The organism is Martinezella multihospitum (assembly GCF_900094585.1).
Lineage (GTDB): Bacteria > Pseudomonadota > Alphaproteobacteria > Rhizobiales > Rhizobiaceae > Rhizobium > Rhizobium multihospitium.
On sequence record NZ_FMAG01000001.1, the window covers coordinates 121,198 to 141,228 of the forward strand.

Below are 20,031 nucleotides of genomic sequence, written 5' to 3' on the forward strand. Positions count from 1 at the left end.
GACGCGCAAGTTAGTCCCAACAATCGCAATGATTTGGGAGTATCGGCGTGAAGACGAAGAAATTGATCAACGAGGGTGCCGCCGCCGTCGATGAGATGCTGGCCGGCATTTTGGCGGCTCATCCGCGCCATCTGCGCGCTGTCGAGGGATCGCCGCGTTCGATCGTGGCAAACCATGGTCCACGGACCGGCAAGGTCGGCCTGGTCATCGGCGGCGGGTCCGGACACGAGCCGACGTTTCTCGGCTTTGTCGGCAAGGGGCTGGCCGATGCCGCCGCCATCGGCAATGTCTTCGCCTCACCGCCGCCCGATCCGATCATCGAATGCGCAAAGGCCGTCGATGGCGGTGCCGGCGTGCTGTTCATGTACGGCAACTATGCCGGCGACGTCATGAATTTCGACATGGCAGCGGAAATGCTCGCCATGGACGACATCGAGGTTCGTACCGTGCTGACGACGGACGACATCGCCTCTGCACCGGTCAACCAGAAGGAACGGCGCCGCGGTGTCGCCGGCAACGTCTTCATCTTCAAGGCCGCAGGTGCCGCCTGCGATCTGATGTATGGTTTCGACGATGTCCAACGCGTGGCACGCTTCGCCAACGAACGCACCTATACGATGGGCGTCGCGCTTTCGCCCTGCTCACTGCCACAGACCCGCAAGCCGAATTTCGAGATCGGCGCCGACGAGATGGAGATCGGCATGGGCATCCATGGCGAGCCCGGCGTCGCCCGCGGGCCGATGCGATCGGCGGACGAGGTGACGAGCGAACTCGTCGGCAAGATCCTCGGCGAAATGAAGCCGGCGCGCGGCGACCGGGTTGCCGTGCTCGTCAATTCGCTCGGCTCGACGCCGCTCATGGAGCTCTACATCATGATGCGCAAGCTAAAGTCGATGCTCGACGAGGCCGGCCTCGTCATTCACCTGTCGCTGGTCGGCAACTATTGCACGTCGCTCGAAATGGCCGGTGCCTCGATCACCCTCATGCATCTGGATGACGAGCTGCAGCGATTGATCGATCATCCCTGCGATTGCGCCATGTTCCGCTCCGGCGAGGCGCTGCCATGACGACGATTACAACGGAAGACCTGACGGCGCTGTTCGTGCGCATCGCCGAGGCGATGGCGCGCGAAAAGGATCGTCTCTGCGAGCTGGACGGCGTGATCGGCGATGCCGATCACGGCATCGCCATGGAGCTCGGCTTTGCCGCCGCCGCAAAGGCCGTTTCGGAGCTGGATTCATCGGCATCCGACCCGACGCTGGTCTTCAACACGGCCGCGAAATCCTTCCTCAATGCGGTGGGCGCTTCATCCGGGCCGCTCTATGCGACGGCCTTGATGCGTGCGGGCGCTTTCGCCAAGGGGAAGGCCTCGCTCAACGACGACGATATGATCGAAATATTTGCAGCCTTCGCCAAGGGTATCCAGGATCGGGGGAAGGCAGACGTCGGCGAGAAGACCATGGTCGATGCCTGGGCGCCCGCCGCCGCGGCCTGCCGCACTGCTCGGGATCGAGGGCTTTCGCTTGCAGACTGTTTGGCCGCAGCCCTCAAAGCCGGTGAAGTGGGTGCAGAAGCCACCAAAGATATGGTCGCGGCAAAAGGCCGGTCTTCGCGCCTCGGCGATCGAGCCTTGGGACACATGGATCCCGGCGCGGCGTCGGCCGTCGTCGTCATGGCCTGCTTTCACGATCACTTCATGTGATCCCGCTGATAAGCTCATCATACCAGTTGACATGTTGACAACGATTTGTCAAAACCGCCCTCAGCTTTGCTCAGAGGAGGACGGGAGATGGCTATCAACTCGAAATATGCGCGTTGGTTCGGCGCCGCCGCGATGGCGGCGGCCGCTTTTTCGGCGACCAATGTTGCCGCGGAAGACCTGACGCTGTGGACGCTGAACTTCGACAACGGCGCGGCAAACGGCGCGCTGAAGAAGGTCGCGAAAGACTTCGAGGCCGCCAATCCCGGCACCCATGTCGAAATCGTCCAGCGCGGCGTCGATGAACACAAGACCGCCCTGCGCGTGGCCGCAGGCTCCAGCAAAGGCCCGGATATCTATTTCAGCTGGGCCGGTCTTGGCCTCGGCGGCGAATATGTGAAGGCGGGCCTGTCGCTGCCGCTCGACAAATACTACACCCAGTACAAGTGGAACGACGAGCTGCTCCCGTCCGCCGCCGCCTTTGCCGATCTCTATCCAGGCGGCAAGCACGGTGTTCCCTTCACCTTCAAGGGTGAAGCGATCTATTACAACAAGAAGCTTTTCCAGAAGGCCGGCATCACGGGGGAGCCGAAGACCTATGAAGAGCTGCTTGCGGCAGCGGACAAGCTCAAGGCAGCAGGCATTCCGGCCTTCACCTTCGGCGGCTCGGTCAACTGGCACGTCATGCGCCTGATGGACGTGCTGCTCGAAACCAAATGCGGCGCAGACAAGCACGACGCGCTGATGGCCATGAAGGCAGACTGGACGAAGGAGCCCTGCGCAACCGATGCCTTCACCGAATTCGCCAAGTGGACCAAGGACTACACGCTGAAGCCTTTCATGGGCATCAGCAACCAGCAGTCCTACACGCTGTTCGTCGCCGGCCGTGCTGCGATGATGCTCGAAGGCGACTGGCTGGTCAGCCAGTTGAGCGGCAGCAAGGTCAATCTCGATGACTATGGCGTCGTGCCATTCCCGACGAACACCAATCGCCTTTACGGCTTTGCCGAATATAATTACGTCAGCACCAAGAGCAAGAATCCGGACCTTGCTGCAAAATTCCTCGACTATTTCCTGTCGACCAAGGTGCAGCAGGATCTCGTCGGCCAGATCAGCTCGATCTCGGTCAACAAGAATGTCCAGTATACCGACCAGAAGCCGCTTGAGGCGAAGTGGCTGGATATCTTCAAGACTTACAGCAAGGTTTACATGAACGGCGACCAGGCCTTCCCGCTCGACGTGACCACCGAATACTTCCGGGTGATCAACGATGTCGCCTCCGGCAACATCCAGCCGGCCGATGCCGCCAAGCAGCTGCAGACCTTCATCGCCGGTCGCACCTGATCTCTCGAGGGAGGCCGCCACTCCGATTGCCAATAGCGGCGGACGGCCTCCCTCCCTTCGATGCCCACGTGCCAGCCGCCGCCGGGAGCAATGAGAATGTCACTCCGCAATCGAACACATGATGCGCGCGTTCAGGCAGTGATCCTGCTTGCGCCGGCCATGCTGATCTACGCGATTTTCGCGCTTTACCCGATGCTGAACGTTGTGGTGCTGAGCTTCCAGAAATGGAACGGGCTCGATCCGCAACGCCCCTTCGTCGGCCTGGCGAACTACCAGTATATCTTTACGCAGGACCCGGTCTTCTGGGTCGCTTTCCGCAACACGGTGATCTGGACGATCATGTGCGTGATCTTTCCGCCCATGGTCGGCTTGTTGCTGGCACTGAGCCTCAATCAGAAGCTTTTTGCCCGAAATACCTTCCGCGCCATCTTCTACCTCCCGGTCATCATCGCCCCGATCGCGGTCGCGACCATGTGGAAATGGATGTACGATCCCTTCTTCGGTCTCTTTACCGAAATCCTGACATCGATGGGACTGCAGGACTGGATCCAGGACTGGCTCGGCGACAAGGACATCGCACTCTATTCGGTCTTCGTCGCCTTTCTGTGGCAGTCCGTCGGCTTTTCGATGGTCCTGTTTCTCGCCGGCCTGCAGAATGTTTCGCAGACGCTGGTCGAGGCGGCGCGCATCGACGGCGCCGGGCGCTGGAACATCTTCCGCTACGTGACCCTGCCCGCGCTGCGCACGACACTGACCATCGTGCTGGTGCTATCGGTCATCTCCTCGCTGAAGGCCTTCGATATCGTCTACGGCCTGACCGGCGGCGGTCCGGCGCAATCCACGCAGATGTTGGCGCTTTGGGCCTTCACGCAGGCCATGCAGATCTTCGATTTCGGCCGCGGCGCTGCGATCTCGGTCGTCCTGCTGCTCATCACCATCGTCGTCGTCATTCCCTACCTGCGCTGGACGCAGAAGCATGAGGAGGCCGAGCAATGACGGCAGCATCGGCAACATCCATGTCGGACGACTTCGAGACCATCATACCGGCAAAGCGCAAGCGCGACCCTGTCCTGATCGGCTTGTGGATCGCGCTACTTATCGTCGCCTCGATCTGGCTCGCGCCTTTCGTCTTCATCGTCTTCACCTCGCTGAAGACACAGGCTGACGTGACGTCCACCGGCGCCTTCATGCCGCCGCTCGATCCGGCCTTCGAGAATTATTCGAGCGCCTGGGGCCGCGGCAATTTCGCCAACGCCTTCCTGAACAGCGCCATCATCACCGTGATCAAGGTACCCCTCGGGCTTATCCTCTCGGCTATGGCTGCCTATGCACTCGCCAAAATCCGTATGCGGTTCAGCAAGCTGCTGCTGCTCGCCATCGTTTTTGGAACCATGATCCCGTTCCAGGTGATGCTGGCGCCGCTGTTCACGCTGGTCAATTCGCTCGGGCTGATCGACACCTATCCTGGCGTGATCCTGCCCTACATCGCCTTCGGCGTGCCCTATCAGGTGTTCATTCTGCACGGCTTCTTCAAAGGCATTCCGAAGGAGCTGTCGGAAGCCGCCCTGATCGATGGCGCAAGCCATTTCACCATCTTCCGCCGGATTTTCCTGCCGGTCTGCCTGCCGGTGCTTGCCGCGCTGCTGATCCTGGATTTCGTCTCGACGTGGAACGAATTCGCCATGGCGCTCGTGCTGCTGCAGGACCAGCATATGTGGACGCTGCCGCTCGGGCTCATGTCCTTCCAGGGCCAGTTTTCCAATGATTACGGCCAGTTGAATGCCGCAATCGTCATGACCGTGCTGCCGGCCACCATCGTTTATCTGATCTTCCAGCGCTACTTCGTCTCCGGCCTCACCTCCGGCGCGGTCAAGGGCTGAGTGGTCGAGCCATCCATACATCTTCCGAGGAGAACATCATGTCCAACGCGTCCGTCGAAAAATGGGGAGTCTTCGAAGCGGCCTTCAACGGCCCTTCCGGCGGCAATCCCTATCTCGATGTGGCATTCGATGCCGTTTTCAGCCAGAACAGCCGCGAGGTCCGCGTGCCCGGCTTCTATGACGGCGACGGCGTCTATCGCGTTCGGTTCATGCCCGACAATGAAGGCGATTGGTCGTTCCGCACACGCTCGAAGACTTCGGAACTGGACGGCAAGACCGGCTCCTTCGTTGCGACCAAGCCGTCCGAAGGCAACCACGGCCCCGTGCATGTCCACAACAAGTTCCACTTCGCCTATGCCGACGGCAAGCCGTTCCTGTCCTTCGGCACCACCTGCTATGCCTGGACGCACCAGCCGCTCGACATGCAGTCCCAGACGCTCGAAACGCTGAAGAAGTCGCGCTTCAACAAGATCCGCATGGGTGTGTTCCCCAAGGACTATCCCTACAACGTCAACGAACCGCTCTACGCCTGCTTCGAAAAGGGCGCCGACGGCAAGGAAGACTTCGATCGGCCGAACCCCATCCTGTTCCGCCATTTCGAAAAGCAGGTCGCGGCCCTCTGCGATCTCGGCATCGAGGCCGATATCATCATGTTCCACCCCTATGATCGCTGGGGCTATGCCGATATGTCGGCAGAGCAGGATTTCCGCTACGTCGCCTATCTCGCGGCGCGCCTTGCCGCCTATCGCAATGTCTGGTGGGCGCTTGCCAACGAGTACGACTTCCTTCTCGATACCAAGCCGCTGCAGCAGTGGGACCGCTATTTTCACATTCTCGAAGAGAACGATCCCTATGGCCATCTGAAGTCGATCCACAACGGCGAGCCGACGATGAACTTCGATCATCGCAAGCCGTGGGTGACGCATACCTGCATTCAGAACTGGGACGTGAAGCGCACGCAGGAATGGCGCGAGGCCTATGGCAAGCCCGTCGTCAACGATGAGCCGGAATATGAAGGCAACATCATCCAATCCTGGGGCAACCTGACGGCCGAGGAACTGACGCATCGTTTCTGGCTCACGGTAATGCGCGGCGGCTATGCCGGCCATGGTGAAACCTATTCGCATCCGGAGGATCTGATCTGGTGGGCAAAGGGCGGCGAACTACGCGGCGAGGCCTGGAAGCGCATCGGCTTCCTGCGCGATCTCCTGGAGCAGGATGTCGTCAACGGCCTCGAGCCGATGGCCTCGTTCGGCGAATGGCCATGGACCCGCGTTTCCGGCGCCCGCGACGGCGATGTCAGCTACATCTATCTCGGCGAGCACCAGCCGGTCATCTGGTCCACCGGGCTGCCGAAGGACGGAACCGACTATGATGTCGACATCATCGACACCTGGGAAATGACGATTACGCCCGCGAAGAAGGTGGAAGCGCCGATCCCGCATCCGACGCGCCATGGCGCCATCGTGCGCGGCGGCAAGGCGGATGCCGCCTTCGGCGTAGAACTGCCGGGCAAGCCATACCAGGCACTCCGCATCCGCAAGAAGCATTGATCGATCTTCAGGGAAAGAATGTCATGTCCGGATTGACCATCAAGAACGTCAGGAAGTCCTACGGCGCCGTAAACATCATCCATGGCGTCGATGTGGAGATCTCGGACGGCGAATTCGTCATTCTCGTCGGCCCCTCCGGCTGCGGCAAGTCCACGCTGCTGCGCATGATCGCAGGGCTGGAGGATATCACTGGCGGTGAAATCTCGATCGGCGGCCGCGTCGTCAACGACCTGCCGCCGAAAGATCGCGACATCGCCATGGTCTTCCAGAATTACGCGCTCTATCCGCAGATGACGGTGGCGCAGAATATGGGCTTTGCGCTGCAGCTCGCCGGCGCAAAGCGCGCCGAAATTGACGAGAAGGTCGGCGAGGCCGCCAAGATTCTGGGCCTACAGCCATTATTGGATCGCAAGCCTGCCCAGCTTTCCGGCGGCCAGCGCCAACGCGTCGCCATGGGCCGCGCCATCGTGCGCGACCCGAAGGTCTTCCTCTTCGACGAGCCGCTTTCCAATCTGGACGCCAAGCTGCGCGTGAAGATGCGCGCCGAGATCAAGGCATTGCATCAGCGCCTGAAGACGACAATCGTCTACGTGACCCACGACCAGATCGAGGCCATGACCATGGCCGACAAGATCGTCGTGCTACAGGGCGGAAAGGTGGAACAAGTCGGCTCGCCGCTCGAACTTTACGATCGCCCGAAAAATATCTTCGTCGCCGGCTTCCTCGGCTCGCCCGCCATGAACTTTCTTGAGGGCAAGATCACGGGTGGGGCCTCTTCAGCACTGGTATTGCCGACCGGTACCCACATCGAACTTTCGAACGCCCCAGTCCAGTCGGATGGCCGAGAGGTCGTTCTCGGCGTGCGCCCCGAGGATATTTCCTTCGCCTCCGAAGGCGGTGTAACGGCAACCGTCACGGTCGTGGAACCTACGGGCTCGGAAACGCATGTCGCGCTCGATCTAGAAGGCAAGGAATTGACCTGGGTGATGAGAGAGCGGGCCGAACTGACGCCTGGCCAGAAGGTGCAGCTCTCCGTGAAGACCCCAAACCTGCATTTCTTCGACAAAGCCAGCCAGCAACGGCTGTAGGGGATACCCGAGGCGCCGGCTGGCTCAGATCACTCAGCCGCGCGCCTTTGAGTGCCGCTCATAACGGAAAATACCCGCTTGATAAATGCCTCGCCATCGAACTGACGCGCAGCGCCCTCGGCCACATGATCCGGGCGATCGAAGATGAACGCTTCAAGATTGACGATCGGCAAATTCAGCCGCGTACGCACATCGCCGATCATCGCCGTATGCGTGACGACGAGCTTGCAGCCGTTCGGCTCAAACCATTCCTGAATGCCCGTCGCCGGTATGGCGGCCACCGACAATCCCTGCTCCGCGAGAACCGAGCCAATGCGGGACGCGACCTGCTGGTTATCGAGACAGATCAGCACATCAGCCTCCGAGGGGGACGGTACATGGTTCGCCTGCATCAAGTGACCTCTCGTTTGAATACGAGCGGAATATACCGATTCGGACGTAACGCGGTGTTATGAGTTGTTACATTTTGTTGCAGAACAGCGGCGCTCTAGACGGTCTGTCAAGAGGCAAAACTCTAATGCATAACATTAGAAAAATTCAATAATTCACTATATTACATGGTATATTTTCATCTCTGATTGCAGCCAAGCTATTAAGGAATCTCGTTGGCCGGCAGCGGCTTCGGCTGCTGCCGAAACCTTGCGGCGGTCGTTAACCACAACTGGAGAACAATCTCGGATAGAGGGCAACAACCATAGCTACCACTCTTTTGAGTCTATAAAATTCCGAGCAGACAGAAGCGGGATAGCTTTCTTGGATGCGGTGAAACGCACAACATCGTAAGTTTACGCATTGCAGATCAATCAGGGGGAAAGCGGATGCGCGATCTGAACCGATATATCGGAACGGCGTTGGCGGCCGTTACAGTCTTGTCATCGCCGGTCGTGCATGCGGATGAAGCCTGCTACAAGAAAGCGCACAGTCAGGCCGAACTCACCGAATGCTCTCAAAACGACCTTAAGCAAGTCGATGGGCAATTGAACAAGCTCTACAAGGAAATGGAAGCGCGCCTGAAGGGTGACGACGACACAACGAAGCTGCTCGTCGATGCGCAAAAGAAATGGGTGGTGTTTCGCGATGCCGAATGCGCGCTCACCACTGTCCGAACTGCTGGCGGTAGTATCAATGCTATGAACTTCAATGCCTGTCTCACTGGCCTAACACAGAGCAGAGTAAAGGATTTCCAAAATTATCTGAGCTGCAGCAAGCAATCCGGTGACCAGGACGACGACGACTGCTCCGTCCCGGCGGCTAATTGACGACCGAGGGACTCCGCTTGGGCTGCGAGCTCATAGCTGTAGCCACTAGACCGGCGCACGACGGCGGCGGCTATGCTTGAGGTCGATGGCCGTATGCCAGACGATCGTCGCAAAGATGATCGCCCCGCCGACAAAGGTGGCAAGCGGCGGCATCTCCGAGAAAAATAGCCAGACCCAGAATGGCGTCAGCACGATCTCCATCGAACTGATCAGAGCCGCATCGGCGGCCGGCATTTTTCTCGAACCGAACAGGAAGAGGACGAAAGCGAGCGCGAAATTCGTCGCCCCGAAAGCGGCGAGCAGAAGCCAGCTGTGAACGTCCACCGAGCTTGTCGAGGCAAAGGGCACGAAGACGACGAATGTCAAAAGCCCGCTGACGACGCTTGAGGGCAGGATCGGAATGCTGGGGTCCATGCGCGGGATGACGATGATGAGAGCGAAGGTGACCGTCATGCCGAGCGCCAGAAGATCGCCGATGCCCGTGCCGCCGCCGATCGATGAGGCAACGATGACGGCGACGCCGACGAGGCAGATGCCGCCGGCGATCAAGGTCCGCTTCGCGACCCGCTCCTTCAGCATGCTCCAGCTGAGGAACGCAGCGATGAACGGCGCGGTCGCATAGATCATGGTCACGTTCGCGACCGTGGTCGTGTAAAGCGCGCCGATGAAGCACGCCTGGCTGATGGTCTGGCAGACCAGCATCGCCAGCCCGGCAGGATGAAAGATCGATGCCCATTGCCGCCTGGAAAACCCACCTTCGAGGAAAAAGCTGGGAATCAGCAGAAACAGGCCGCCGAACAGCGATCGCCAGGCGATCGCCGTCCATATGTCCGTGGTCAGCAGGCGCGCGTAGATGCCGCTGCAGCTCCACGCAAGCATTGCTGTCGCCACAAGTATAACGCCCCTCTCATAATCGCTGGCAAAAGCGGAGCGGGCCGGAAGCTGGAATGTCATGTATGGACTCGAGGAACGAAGGAACGCCCCCTGTGTGCGCCGATATTTGACATCAGGCAAACGAATAGTAGAGATAGTAGCTATCAGAAATATTTGTGACCTGCGATGCGCGAACCTATCGAAAGCGACCTGCTGCGGACCTTTCTCGTCATCACCGAGACGACCAATTTTTCTACCGCGGCGCAGCGGATCGGTCGCACCCAATCGGCCGTCAGCGCCCAGATCAAGCGGCTCGAGGATACGATCGGTGAAACGCTCTTCGAAAGGAGCGCTCGCGGGGCCGTTCTTACTCGCGCCGGCATTCAATTGCTTCCCTACGCGCAGCGGGTGATCGAGCTCTTGAACGAGGCGGCGGCGAATATCCGCATGAAGCCGCTGGACGGACCGGTCCGGATCGGCATTCCAGAGGAATACAGCCAGACCATTCTTCCCGCCGCCCTGGCCGCTTTCGCCGTCAGGCATCCGGCCGTCGAAGTCACCGTTTCCTGCGATTACACGGCACATAACCTGGCCGCGCTGGAAAAAGATGAGCTGGATCTGGCCGTCGTCTTCGACTGGAACAACCAGAGCAAAGGCGAAGTTCTCTGTGTCGACCCAACGGTCTGGGTGACATCGTTGGTCCATCGTGTGCATGAGGCGACACCGCTGCCCATCGCTGTTTATCGGGATTCGACATGGTGTCGCGATTTCGCCCTGAAATCACTGGAGCAAATCGGGCGCCGTTATCGTATCGCCTTCATTGCCGATACGAGTTCTGGTTTAAAGAATGCCGTTTCCGCCGGGCTTGCCGTGACGACGCTGTCGCGCAGCAATATTCCGCATGGCTGCCGCGAGCTGACCAACGACGATGGCTTTCCGCCGGTCGATTCTTCGCGTGTCGTACTTCGCCGCAATCCCTATCATTCGAGCGAGGCGATCAGAGAGCTGGCGGAAATGGTGCGCGAGGCCTTCCAGCCTATGTCGGCTCTGCTGCAACCGTAACACGTCGGCGCAGCCTGCGGCGCGTGCCAGACGGACTTTCCGAAAAGCTGGCGCGGTAGCTGCGAGAAAAAGCCGATGCCGAATTGAAGCCGGTTGCTGCCGCGATCTCGGCGAACGAATCCTTCGTCTCGATGACCTTGCGCCGGGCCGCATTGAGCCTCAGCGCCAGATAATGCACATGCGGCGGCGCGCCGATGCTTTCCTGAAAAAGCGCCTGCAGATGGCGCGCGCTAACGCCGATGCGACGGGCAAGACGTGTCAGCACCAGCGGCTGCTCGATATGATCCTCCATCAGACGGATCGCCTGGGCCACGCGCGGATCGCGCATGCGCAGACCGGCCGTCGACGGCGAAAGTTCCGCAGCACTCTGCGTGCTCGCCGGCTCGTAGATGAAAAGACGGCTGACTTCGAGCGCCAATGAATAGCCTTGCCGCCGCCGGATAAGCTCCAGCATGAGATCGACCGTCGGTAACGAACCCGCTGTGGTGATCCGCTTGCCATCGATGACGTAGCGATCCCTGACCGCACGTACCTGCGGATAGGCGAGCGCGAAATCATCGTAATCCTCCCAGTGGACGGCAGCGGAGACATTGTCGAGCAGGCTCGCTTCGGCAAGCAGCCAGGTGCCGGACTCGATGCCGGCGACCATCGAGCGGTGGCGGGCGGTTTGCGACAGCTGCATCTTCAGCGCCTGCGTGGCGCTGCGCCGCCAATTGTAGCTGGCGAGCACGAAAAGCGGTGTCGTGTCCGATGTCGGACGAAAGTTGGAGCAGGCCGGCACCGGGATAAGGCTCGTGGTTTCCGCCGGTGAGCCATCCGGCGTGAACAGACGCCAGCGATAAAGCTCCGCTCCAGAAATGCGATTAGCCCCGCGCAACGGCTCGATCACCGAAGCAATCAGGATCAGGTTCGTCTCTGGAAGGATCAAAAGGTCGATGTCGAGCGTCTCATTGGCCGATGTCAGCATTGCGCATTCCTTCGAGAATTCCGAAACTGTATTATATGCTTCCGATAATGCAAAGCATGAAGGCGTTTCATGGCTCGTAATGCTATCAATACGAGGGAGAACAAAAATGCCTCTTGCGATGAATCGCGATGTCTTCATCACCTGTGCCGTGACCGGTGCAGGCGACACGGTTTCGAAATCCAGCCATGTTCCGATCACTCCCAAGCAGATCGCCGACTCCGCGATCGACGCCGCCAAGGCTGGAGCGGCAGTGGTTCACTGCCATGTCCGCGATCCCGAAACGGGCGCTGCCAGCCGCCGCAATGAGCTCTACAGGGAAGTCACCGACCGTATCCGTTCCGCCGATATCGATGTCGTTCTGAACCTGACAGCCGGCATGGGCGGTGACCTGATTTTCGGCGATGTCGAACGCCCGTTGCCCCTGAACGACAAGGGCACGGACATGGCCGGCGCCTCCGAACGCGTGAGCCATGTTGCCGAATGCCTGCCCGAGATCTGCACGCTCGATTGCGGCACGATGAACTTCAGCCTCGGCGATTATGTCATGACCAACACGCCCTCGATGCTGAGGGCCATGGCAAAGAAGATGACCGATCTGGGCGTCCGCCCGGAGATCGAGGCCTTCGATACCGGTCATCTCTGGTTTGCCAAACAACTTGCCGAGGAGGGCCTGATCGAAGATCCGGTCCTGATCCAGCTCTGCATGGGCATCCCCTGGGGGGCGCCCGACGACCTGAACACCTTTATGGCGATGGTCAATAACGTTCCCAAAAGCTGGACCTTCTCGGCCTTTTCCATCGGTCGCAACGCGATGGCCTATCCGGCGGCTGCGATCCTTGCCGGCGGCAATGTCCGCGTCGGGCTGGAAGACAATCTTTATGCCGGAAAAGGCATGCTCGCGACCAATGCGCAGCTCGTCGAAAAGGCAGTGCAGGTGGTCGAAGGCATGGGCGCCCGCATCATCGGCCCCGAAGATGTCCGCAAGAAACTGAAACTGACGAAGCGCTGAGGCCCCGATGACCAAGATCAACAAGGCGGCCTGTATCGGCGGCGGCGTCATCGGCGGCGGATGGATCGCCCGTTTCCTGCTGGCCGGCATCGATGTCGATGTCTACGATCCGCATCCGGAAGCGACCCGCATCGTCGGCGAAGTGCTTGCCAATGCCGAAAAGGCCTATGCGATGCTGACCGGCGCGCCGCTTCCACCACGTGGCAAGCTGACATTCCGGGATACGCTGGAGGCAGCCGTCGCCGATGCCGACTGGATCCAGGAAAGCGTGCCGGAGCGGCTGGATCTCAAGCGCAACGTGCTGACGCAGATCGATGCCGCCGCAAAGCCCGACGCGCTGATCGGCTCGTCGACGTCGGGTCTTCTGCCGACCGACCTGCAGCGCGACATGCGTCACCCAGAGCGCCTCTTCGTCGCTCACCCCTATAATCCCGTCTACCTCCTGCCGCTCGTCGAGATCGTCGGCGGCGAAAAGACCAGTGCAGCGACAATCAAGGCGGCGATGGACCGCCTGCCGCCCATCGGCATGAAGGGCGTGCATATCGCCAAGGAGATCGAAGCTTTCGTCGGCGATCGCCTGCTGGAAGCGCTCTGGCGCGAGGCACTGTGGCTGATCAAGGACGATATCTGCACCGTCGAGACGCTTGACGATGTCATCCGCTACTCCTTCGGCCTGCGCTGGGCGCAGATGGGCCTGTTCCAGACCTATCGCATCGCCGGTGGCGAAGCGGGTATGCGGCACTTCCTGGCGCAGTTCGGCCCGGCATTGCAGTGGAACTGGACGAAGCTGATGGACGTCGTCGATCTCGACGATGCGCTTGTCGAAAAGATCGGCCAGCAGTCGGATGAACAGGCCGATGGCCTGTCGATCCGCGAACTCGAGCGCATCCGCGACGAAAACCTCGTCGGCATCTTCCAAAGCCTGAAGGCCAGCCATGGCGGCAACGGCTGGGGTGCCGGCAAGCTGCTGAAGGAATTCGAGCAGCATCTCTGGGCTGCGGGTGGCGGCGAGAAGCAGAGCCTGGACGTTACAAAGCCGCTACGCCTGATCGACACCAAGGTCAGCCCGGCATGGGTCGACTATAACGGCCATATGACTGAGCATCGCTATCTGCAGGTGTTCGGCGATACGTCGGACGCGCTGTTGCGGCTGATCGGTGTCGATCTTGCCTATGTCGAGCGCGGCCACAGCTACTACACGGTGGAAACGCATATCCGCCACATCGGCGAGGCCAAGCTCGGACAGGCCATCCATTCGACCGCGCAGATCCTCGGCTCCGACGAAAAGCGGCTGCATGTGTTCCATACACTGCACGACAGCGCGAGTGGCGACCTGATCGCCACCGCCGAACAGATGCTGCTGCATGTCGACGCGAAAGCAGGTCGAGCCGTTGCCGCACCGGAGGAAGTGCTGGCAAAGCTGAGGCCGATTGCCGACGCGCATGCAGCCTTGGCCACGCCGGAGGGAGCCGGCCGTCATGTGGGACAAAAACGCTAGGAGGAAGCGATCGTGAATTTCGGACTCAGCGAAGAACAGGAGATGATCGTCAAGACGGTCAGGGACTTCGTGGAGACGGAGATCTATCCGCACGAAAACGAGGTCGAGCGCACCGGCATCGTGCCCTCAGATCTTGGGCAGGATATCAAGCGCAAATGCATCGAGCTTGGTTTCTATGCCTGCGGCTTTCCCGAGGAAATCGGTGGCGCCGGCCTCGATCACCTGACCTTCACGCTGGTCGAGCGTGAACTCGGCCGTGGCTCGATGGCGCTGACGGTGTTCTTCGGTCGCCCCTCCGGCATTCTGATGGCTTGCGAGGGCGAGCAACGCGAGCGCTATCTCCTGCCGGCGGTGCGTGGCGAGCGCGTCGATGCGCTTGCCATTACCGAACCGGACGCCGGTTCCGACATGCGCGGCATGAAATGCGCGGCAAGGCAGGATGGCGATGATTTCGTGCTCAACGGCACGAAGCATTTCATCTCGCATGCCGATGTCGCTGATTTCGTGATCGTCTTTGCGGCAACCGGCGAGGAAGACACGCACCGTGGCGTCAAGAAGAAGATTACCGCCTTCCTGGTCGATCGCGGCACGCCGGGCTTCGATATTCTGAAGGGCTACGACTCGGTTTCCCATCGTGGCTATCACAACTGCATCCTGAACTTCACCGATTGCCGCCTGCCGAAGTCGCAGGTGCTCGGCGAAATCCATCGCGGTTTCGATCTTGCCAATCAGTGGCTCTATGGAACCCGCTTGACGGTGGCCGCCACCTGCGTGGGCCGAGCGCGCCGCGTCTTCGATCTGGCCCTGCCCTATGCCGCCGAGCGCAAGCAGTTCGGCAAGCCGATCGGCGCCAATCAGGGCGTCTCCTTCAAGCTTGCCGACATGATCACCGAGATCGACGCAGCGGACCTGCTGACGCTATCGGCCGCCTGGAAGCTCGATGCCGGCATCCCCGCCAATCGCGAGATCGCATCGGCCAAGCTCTACGCCTCGGAAATGCTTGCCCGCGTCACCGACGAGGCAATCCAGATTTTCGGCGGCATGGGATTGATGGACGATCTTCCCCTCGCTCGCTTTTGGCGCGATGCGCGCGTCGAGCGCATCTGGGACGGAACGTCGGAAATCCAGCGGCACATCATCAGCCGCGACCTGCTTCGGCCGTTCGGAGCATGAGCCTATGACGCAACGCTCGCTCGACCGCCTCATCAGACCCAGAACGATCGCCGTCTTCGGCGGCCGCGAGGCACGGCGCGTCATCGAGCAATGCGATCTCATGGGATTTGCCGGCGAGATCTGGCCGGTGCACCCGACACAGGACAGCGTGCTTGGCCGCCGCTGCTATCGGTCGGTGACGGATCTACCCGATGCGCCGGATGCAGCCTTCATCGGCGTCAACAGGACGTTGACAATCGAGATCGTTCGGGACCTCGCCGCAAGAGGCGCCGGCGGTGCCGTCTGCTACGCTTCGGGGTTCAGCGAGGCGGTTGCAGAACTGTCTGACGGTGCGGATCTGCAGCAGGCGCTGGTCGAGGCCGCAGGTAGCATGCCGATCGTCGGGCCGAATTGCTATGGCATGATCAATGGCCTCGATGGTGCCCTGCTCTGGCCGGATCAGCATGGCATTATCCGCACAGAGCGCGGCGTTGCGATCCTCACCCAGTCCTCCAACATCGCCATCAACTTGAGCATGCAGCGGCGCGGCTTGCCGATCAGCTATCTCATGACCGCAGGCAATCAGGCCCAGACCGGGCTTTCGGATCTTGCCCGGGCCGTTCTCGAAGATCCCCGTGTTACGGCCGTCGGACTGCACATTGAAGGCTTCGGCGACATCCGGGCGCTGGAAGCGCTCGCCACACGGGCGCGAGAGCTGAAAAAGCCCGTCGTCGCCCTAAAGGTTGGAAAATCCGAACAGGCGCAGCGCGCCACCGTTTCGCACACGGCCTCGCTTGCCGGCAGCGACGCGGTTGCCGGCGCGCTGCTCGATCGTCTCGGCATCGGCCGCGTTTCGACGCTGCCGGAACTCATCGAAACGCTGAAGCTCCTGCATGTCGTCGGCCCGCTCGAAAGCAATGCCATCTCCTCGATGAGCTGTTCGGGCGGCGAGGCCTCGCTGATGGCTGACGCCGCCGTCGGCAGGACCATCGAATTCCGTGCCCTGAACGCCGAACAGCTGCCTGCGCTCCGCGCAAGTCTCGGCCCGATGGTGACGCTTTCCAATCCGCTCGACTACCACACCTTCGTCTGGGGCGATCTGGAGCGCCAGGCAGAGGCTTTCAGCGCCATGTTCGCTGGCGGCTACGCGCTTAACCTGCTTGTCCTCGATTTCCCGCGCGAGGATCGTTGCGACGGCGCAGACTGGATGATCACCGTTGCGGCCGTTGCCGCCGCCGCGAGACAAACGGGTGCCCGTGCCGGCATTCTGGCGACCTTGCCCGAAAACCTGCCGGAGGCGATCGCCCAACGGCTGATCGAAAGCGGCATCGTGCCGCTCTGCGGTATCAGCGAGGCACTGGCGGCGGCGGATATCGCCAGCGGCATTGCCAAGGCATGGAATAGGCCGCAGCCTTTGCCGCTCCTCAACGTTCCCGCCGCTGCTGGTGAGATTGAGACCCTGAGCGAAGCTGCCGCCAAGGCGGAGCTTGCGACAGCGGGCCTTGCTGTCCCACGCGGCAAGACTGCCGAGACGGCAAATGAGGCGGCAGACTGCGCCGAGCAGCTTGGTTTCCCGGTCGCGCTCAAGGCACTCGGCGTCGAGCATAAATCCGATATCGGCGCCGTCAAACTCAACCTATGGGATAGGAAGGCCGTCAGAGATGCCGCCGAAGGCATGACCGCTGTTGCGAGCGGATTCCTCGTCGAGCGGATGATCGACCGTCCCGTCGCGGAGCTGATCGTCGGAGCGGTGCGCGATCCGGTCGTCGGCCTGACCCTGACGATCGGTGCAGGCGGAATTCTAGTGGAACTGCTTGAAGATTCCGTCGTTTTGCCGCTGCCGGTGACGAAAGCCGAGGTCTTGGACAGGATTTCACGATTGAAGGTGCGGAAATTGATCGAAGGTTATCGCGGCAATACAGGCAGCAGCCTCGAAATCGTTGCCGACGCCGTCGTATCAGCGGCAGAATATGTCGTAAAGAATGCCGCACAGCTTGAAGAACTGGACATTAATCCATTGATGGTCCTACCAGATTCTCGCGGTGTCGTTGCCGCGGATGCTCTCATCCGGCGAAGGAGGTAGCAGAAGTTGCAAGACCCCATTCGAACCCGGCACGAAGACGGCATCCTCGAGGTCACCATCGACAGACCGAAGGCGAACGCCATCGACCTGGCAACCAGCCGCCAGATGGGGCTGATCTTTCGCGACTTCCGCGACAATCCAGATCTGCGCGTCGCTATCATCACCGGCGCGGGCGAAAAATTCTTTTCTGCCGGCTGGGATTTGAAGGCTGCGGCAGCCGGCGACGCTGTCGACGGCGACTATGGCGTCGGCGGCTTCGGCGGCCTCCAGGAGTTGCGCGATCTCAACAAACCGGTCATCTGCACTGTCAACGGCATCTGTTGCGGCGGCGGGCTGGAAATCGCGCTGTCGACTGATCTTATCATCGCCGCCCCGCACGCGACGTTCGCTTTGCCTGAGATCCGCTCGGGTACCGTCGCCGACGCAGCATCGATCAAGCTGCCGAAGCGCATCCCCTATCACATCGCCATGGACATGCTGCTGACAGGCCGCTGGCTCAATGTCGAGGAAGCGCATCGCTGGGGCTTCGTCAACGAGATCGTCATGGCCGACAAGCTGATGGACAGGGCCTGGGAACTCGCCCGCCTGCTCGCAAGCGGGCCACCGCTCGTCTACGCGGCGATCAAGGAAATCGTTCGTGAAGCGGAGGGTTCGACGTTTCAGACTGCCATGAACAAGATCACCAAACGGCAGTTTGCAACCGTCGACACTCTCTATTCGAGCGAAGATCAATTGGAAGGCGCACGGGCTTTCGCGGAGAAGCGAGCCCCAATCTGGAAAGGAAAATAGGGGCGGCGGCAACCGCGACATCTTCCCGCATGATCGCGGGCAACAGGCTTCAGGCGGAAGAGGAACCGAGACCTGAAGTGGCTTGCCCGGGAGTTTTGTCAACACGGCAAGAAGAAGGAACAGGGGAATGAACGACTACACGAAATACCTAGCAAGCCGCGTCACCGCGGGCGGGCTTAACCGCCGCGAATTCATGGGACGCGCAATGGCAGCCGGCGTGACTTTGGCGCTCGCCGACAAGCTCTTTACCGAAAGTGCAATGGCAGCCGAGCCGAAGCGCGGCGGCCATCTGAAGCTTGGTCTTGAAGGCGGTGCAGCAACCGATTCAAAAGACCCGGCAAAATTCCTGTCGCAGGTGATGTTCTGCATCGGCCGTTGCTGGGGCGACATGCTGGTGGAATCCCACCCGCTGACGGGCGCTGCCGTGCCTTCGCTCGCAGAATCCTGGGAACCCTCGAAGGATGCCGCCACCTGGACCTTCAAGATCCGCAAGGGCGTCAAGTTCCACAATGGCAAGGACCTGACGATCGACGACGTCGTCGCCACGCTCAAGCGTCACACCGATGCGAAATCGGAATCGGGCGCCCTCGGCGTCATGAAGTCGATCAAGGAGATCAAGGCCGACGGCGACAATCTCGTGTTGACGCTGACCGAAGGCAACGCCGACATGCCGTTGCTTCTGACCGACTACCACCTCGTCATCCAGCCGAATGGCGGCTATGATGATCCCTTAGCCTCGATCGGCACCGGCCCCTACAAGCAGGTCAGCTTCGAGCCCGGCGTGCGCGCCACCTTCGAGCGCAACAAGGACGACTGGCGCACGGACCGCGGCTTCGTCGATTCGGTCGAGATCATCTGCATGAACGATGCGACGGCGCGTATTGCGGCGCTTTCGTCCGGTCAGGTCCATTACATCAACCGCGTCGACCCGAAGACCGTGGATCTTCTGAAGCGCGCGCCAACTGTCGAGATCCTGGCCACCGCCGGCCGCGGCCATTATGTCTTCATCATGCATTGCGACAAGACGCCCTTCGACAATAACGACCTGCGTCTGGCGCTGAAATACGCCATGGACCGCGAGACGATGGTCAAGAAGATCCTCGGCGGCTACGGCAAGGTCGGCAACGATTTCCCGATCAACAGCACCTATGCCCTCTTCCCCGAAGGCATCGAGCAGCGCGCCTATGATCCGGACAAGGCCTCCTTCCACTACAAGAAGTCCGGCCACAGCGGCTCGGTCTTGCTACGCACCTCCGAAGTCGCCTTCCCCGGCGCCGTCGACGCGGCCGTCCTCTATCAGGAAAGCTGCAAGAAGGCCGGGATCAACATCGAGGTCAAGCGCGAGCCGGGCGATGGCTACTGGACGAATGTCTGGAACGTCCAGCCCTTCTCCACCTCCTACTGGGGCGGACGGCCGACGCAGGACCAGATGTATTCCACCGCCTATCTCTCGACGGCGGACTGGAACGACACGCGGTTCAAGCGCCCCGACTTCGACAAGCTCTTGCTTCAGGCCCGATCCGAATTGGACGAGGCCAAGCGCAAGGAGCTTTACCGCGCCATGGCGATGATGGTGCGCGACGAAGGCGGTGTCATCTTGCCGATGTTCAACGATTTCGTGAACGCCTCCACCAAGCAAGTGAAGGGCTACGTTCACGATATCGGCAACGACATGTCGAACGGCTACGTCGCGACCCGCGTCTGGCTGGACGCCTGATGCCCGAAGCCGGGCGAAAACGCCCTCATCTCTGACACAGCCAGGACCGTGAAAACCT

The 20,031-nt window shown here is 60.6% G+C and carries 18 protein-coding genes; 15 read left to right on the forward strand and 3 right to left on the reverse strand.

What is annotated here, in order from left to right:
* The first annotated feature begins 47 nt into the window (after positions 1 to 47).
* The 7 genes from GA0061103_RS00540 to GA0061103_RS00570 all read left to right on the forward strand — a co-directional run bounded on the left by GA0061103_RS00540 (position 48) and on the right by GA0061103_RS00570 (position 7,564).
* Positions 48 to 1,067, forward strand: a complete 1,020-nt coding sequence (locus tag GA0061103_RS00540; RefSeq protein WP_092706095.1) for a dihydroxyacetone kinase subunit DhaK — start codon at positions 48 to 50, stop codon at positions 1,065 to 1,067.
* On the forward strand, positions 1,064 to 1,702 hold the full coding sequence (dhaL, locus tag GA0061103_RS00545; protein ID WP_092706097.1) for a dihydroxyacetone kinase subunit DhaL: 639 nt from the start codon (positions 1,064 to 1,066) through the stop codon (positions 1,700 to 1,702). Before GA0061103_RS00540 ends, dhaL begins: the two co-directional genes overlap by 4 nt.
* Before the next feature lie 87 nt (positions 1,703 to 1,789).
* Complete coding sequence (locus tag GA0061103_RS00550; RefSeq protein ID WP_092706099.1) at positions 1,790 to 3,043, forward strand: ABC transporter substrate-binding protein; 1,254 nt, start codon at positions 1,790 to 1,792, stop codon at positions 3,041 to 3,043.
* 96 nt (positions 3,044 to 3,139) lie between these two features.
* Positions 3,140 to 4,039, forward strand: coding sequence for a carbohydrate ABC transporter permease (locus GA0061103_RS00555; protein WP_092706101.1), 900 nt, complete (start codon positions 3,140 to 3,142; stop codon positions 4,037 to 4,039).
* Positions 4,036 to 4,923 (forward strand): carbohydrate ABC transporter permease, encoded by an 888-nt coding sequence (locus tag GA0061103_RS00560; RefSeq protein WP_092706103.1) that lies wholly within the window; start codon positions 4,036 to 4,038, stop codon positions 4,921 to 4,923. Before GA0061103_RS00555 ends, GA0061103_RS00560 begins: the two co-directional genes overlap by 4 nt.
* Positions 4,924 to 4,961: 38 nt before the next feature.
* Complete coding sequence (locus GA0061103_RS00565) at positions 4,962 to 6,476, forward strand: DUF5060 domain-containing protein (RefSeq protein ID WP_092706105.1); 1,515 nt, start codon at positions 4,962 to 4,964, stop codon at positions 6,474 to 6,476.
* 23 nt (positions 6,477 to 6,499) lie between these two features.
* Entirely contained in the window at positions 6,500 to 7,564 is a 1,065-nt protein-coding gene (locus tag GA0061103_RS00570; RefSeq protein ID WP_092708450.1) for an ABC transporter ATP-binding protein, read from the forward strand.
* A 29-nt stretch (positions 7,565 to 7,593) separates the two neighbouring features.
* On the opposite strand, the gene GA0061103_RS00575 is transcribed toward GA0061103_RS00570, so the two are convergent.
* Positions 7,594 to 7,956 carry a hypothetical protein gene (locus tag GA0061103_RS00575; protein WP_092706106.1) on the reverse strand — a complete coding sequence of 121 codons (363 nt, stop codon included), beginning with the start codon at positions 7,954 to 7,956 and terminating at the stop codon, positions 7,594 to 7,596.
* 426 nt (positions 7,957 to 8,382) lie between these two features.
* Between GA0061103_RS00575 and GA0061103_RS00580 the strand changes: the two genes are divergently transcribed.
* Positions 8,383 to 8,823: a lysozyme inhibitor LprI family protein gene (locus GA0061103_RS00580; protein ID WP_092706108.1), complete on the forward strand. Its 441-nt coding sequence runs from the start codon at positions 8,383 to 8,385 to the stop codon at positions 8,821 to 8,823.
* A gap of 45 nt (positions 8,824 to 8,868) precedes the next feature.
* On the opposite strand, the gene GA0061103_RS00585 is transcribed toward GA0061103_RS00580, so the two are convergent.
* Complete coding sequence (locus GA0061103_RS00585; RefSeq protein ID WP_092706110.1) at positions 8,869 to 9,777, reverse strand: DMT family transporter; 909 nt, start codon at positions 9,775 to 9,777, stop codon at positions 8,869 to 8,871.
* 105 nt (positions 9,778 to 9,882) lie between these two features.
* Here GA0061103_RS00585 and GA0061103_RS00590 point away from each other — a divergent pair, with 105 nt between their 5' ends.
* Entirely contained in the window at positions 9,883 to 10,758 is an 876-nt protein-coding gene (locus tag GA0061103_RS00590) for a LysR substrate-binding domain-containing protein (RefSeq protein WP_092706112.1), read from the forward strand.
* Here GA0061103_RS00590 and GA0061103_RS00595 read toward each other — a convergent pair.
* The gene (locus GA0061103_RS00595; RefSeq protein ID WP_092706114.1) at positions 10,733 to 11,725 is read right to left on the reverse strand and encodes a GlxA family transcriptional regulator; all 993 of its coding nucleotides are present in this window, start codon (positions 11,723 to 11,725) and stop codon (positions 10,733 to 10,735) included. The genes GA0061103_RS00590 and GA0061103_RS00595 overlap by 26 nt on opposite strands.
* A 106-nt stretch (positions 11,726 to 11,831) precedes the next feature.
* Here GA0061103_RS00595 and bcoG point away from each other — a divergent pair, with 106 nt between their 5' ends.
* From bcoG to GA0061103_RS00625, 6 genes are all read left to right on the forward strand, one after another.
* Complete coding sequence (gene bcoG, locus GA0061103_RS00600; protein WP_092706116.1) at positions 11,832 to 12,734, forward strand: 3-dehydrocarnitine:acetyl-CoA trimethylamine transferase BcoG; 903 nt, start codon at positions 11,832 to 11,834, stop codon at positions 12,732 to 12,734.
* Positions 12,735 to 12,741: 7 nt separating this feature from the next.
* Positions 12,742 to 14,232 carry a carnitine 3-dehydrogenase gene (locus GA0061103_RS00605; protein ID WP_092706118.1) on the forward strand — a complete coding sequence of 497 codons (1,491 nt, stop codon included), beginning with the start codon at positions 12,742 to 12,744 and terminating at the stop codon, positions 14,230 to 14,232.
* 12 nt (positions 14,233 to 14,244) lie between these two features.
* Positions 14,245 to 15,405, forward strand: coding sequence for an acyl-CoA dehydrogenase family protein (locus tag GA0061103_RS00610; protein ID WP_092706120.1), 1,161 nt, complete (start codon positions 14,245 to 14,247; stop codon positions 15,403 to 15,405).
* A gap of 4 nt (positions 15,406 to 15,409) precedes the next feature.
* Positions 15,410 to 17,467 carry an acetate--CoA ligase family protein gene (locus tag GA0061103_RS00615; RefSeq protein ID WP_092706122.1) on the forward strand — a complete coding sequence of 686 codons (2,058 nt, stop codon included), beginning with the start codon at positions 15,410 to 15,412 and terminating at the stop codon, positions 17,465 to 17,467.
* A 6-nt stretch (positions 17,468 to 17,473) separates the two neighbouring features.
* Complete coding sequence (locus tag GA0061103_RS00620; protein WP_092706123.1) at positions 17,474 to 18,256, forward strand: carnitinyl-CoA dehydratase; 783 nt, start codon at positions 17,474 to 17,476, stop codon at positions 18,254 to 18,256.
* A gap of 127 nt (positions 18,257 to 18,383) precedes the next feature.
* On the forward strand, positions 18,384 to 19,973 hold the full coding sequence (locus GA0061103_RS00625) for an ABC transporter substrate-binding protein (protein ID WP_092706125.1): 1,590 nt from the start codon (positions 18,384 to 18,386) through the stop codon (positions 19,971 to 19,973).
* Positions 19,974 to 20,031 lie beyond the last annotated feature (58 nt).

What these genes read in the sequence shown, in the direction of transcription:
- GA0061103_RS00625 (WP_092706125.1), top strand. Translation starts at nt 18,384, where the DNA reads ATGAACGACTACACGAAATACCTAGCAAGCCGCGTCACCGCGGGCGGG.
- GA0061103_RS00560 (WP_092706103.1), top strand. Translation starts at nt 4,036, where the DNA reads ATGACGGCAGCATCGGCAACATCCATGTCGGACGACTTCGAGACCATC.
- GA0061103_RS00555 (WP_092706101.1), top strand. Translation starts at nt 3,140, where the DNA reads ATGTCACTCCGCAATCGAACACATGATGCGCGCGTTCAGGCAGTGATC.
- GA0061103_RS00565 (WP_092706105.1), top strand. Translation starts at nt 4,962, where the DNA reads ATGTCCAACGCGTCCGTCGAAAAATGGGGAGTCTTCGAAGCGGCCTTC.
- GA0061103_RS00585 (WP_092706110.1), bottom strand. Translation starts at nt 9,777, where the DNA reads ATGACATTCCAGCTTCCGGCCCGCTCCGCTTTTGCCAGCGATTATGAG.
- GA0061103_RS00580 (WP_092706108.1), top strand. Translation starts at nt 8,383, where the DNA reads ATGCGCGATCTGAACCGATATATCGGAACGGCGTTGGCGGCCGTTACA.
- GA0061103_RS00605 (WP_092706118.1), top strand. Translation starts at nt 12,742, where the DNA reads ATGACCAAGATCAACAAGGCGGCCTGTATCGGCGGCGGCGTCATCGGC.
- bcoG (WP_092706116.1), top strand. Translation starts at nt 11,832, where the DNA reads ATGCCTCTTGCGATGAATCGCGATGTCTTCATCACCTGTGCCGTGACC.
- GA0061103_RS00575 (WP_092706106.1), bottom strand. Translation starts at nt 7,956, where the DNA reads ATGCAGGCGAACCATGTACCGTCCCCCTCGGAGGCTGATGTGCTGATC.
- GA0061103_RS00570 (WP_092708450.1), top strand. Translation starts at nt 6,500, where the DNA reads ATGTCCGGATTGACCATCAAGAACGTCAGGAAGTCCTACGGCGCCGTA.
- GA0061103_RS00615 (WP_092706122.1), top strand. Translation starts at nt 15,410, where the DNA reads ATGACGCAACGCTCGCTCGACCGCCTCATCAGACCCAGAACGATCGCC.
- GA0061103_RS00590 (WP_092706112.1), top strand. Translation starts at nt 9,883, where the DNA reads ATGCGCGAACCTATCGAAAGCGACCTGCTGCGGACCTTTCTCGTCATC.
- GA0061103_RS00550 (WP_092706099.1), top strand. Translation starts at nt 1,790, where the DNA reads ATGGCTATCAACTCGAAATATGCGCGTTGGTTCGGCGCCGCCGCGATG.
- dhaL (WP_092706097.1), top strand. Translation starts at nt 1,064, where the DNA reads ATGACGACGATTACAACGGAAGACCTGACGGCGCTGTTCGTGCGCATC.
- GA0061103_RS00595 (WP_092706114.1), bottom strand. Translation starts at nt 11,725, where the DNA reads ATGCTGACATCGGCCAATGAGACGCTCGACATCGACCTTTTGATCCTT.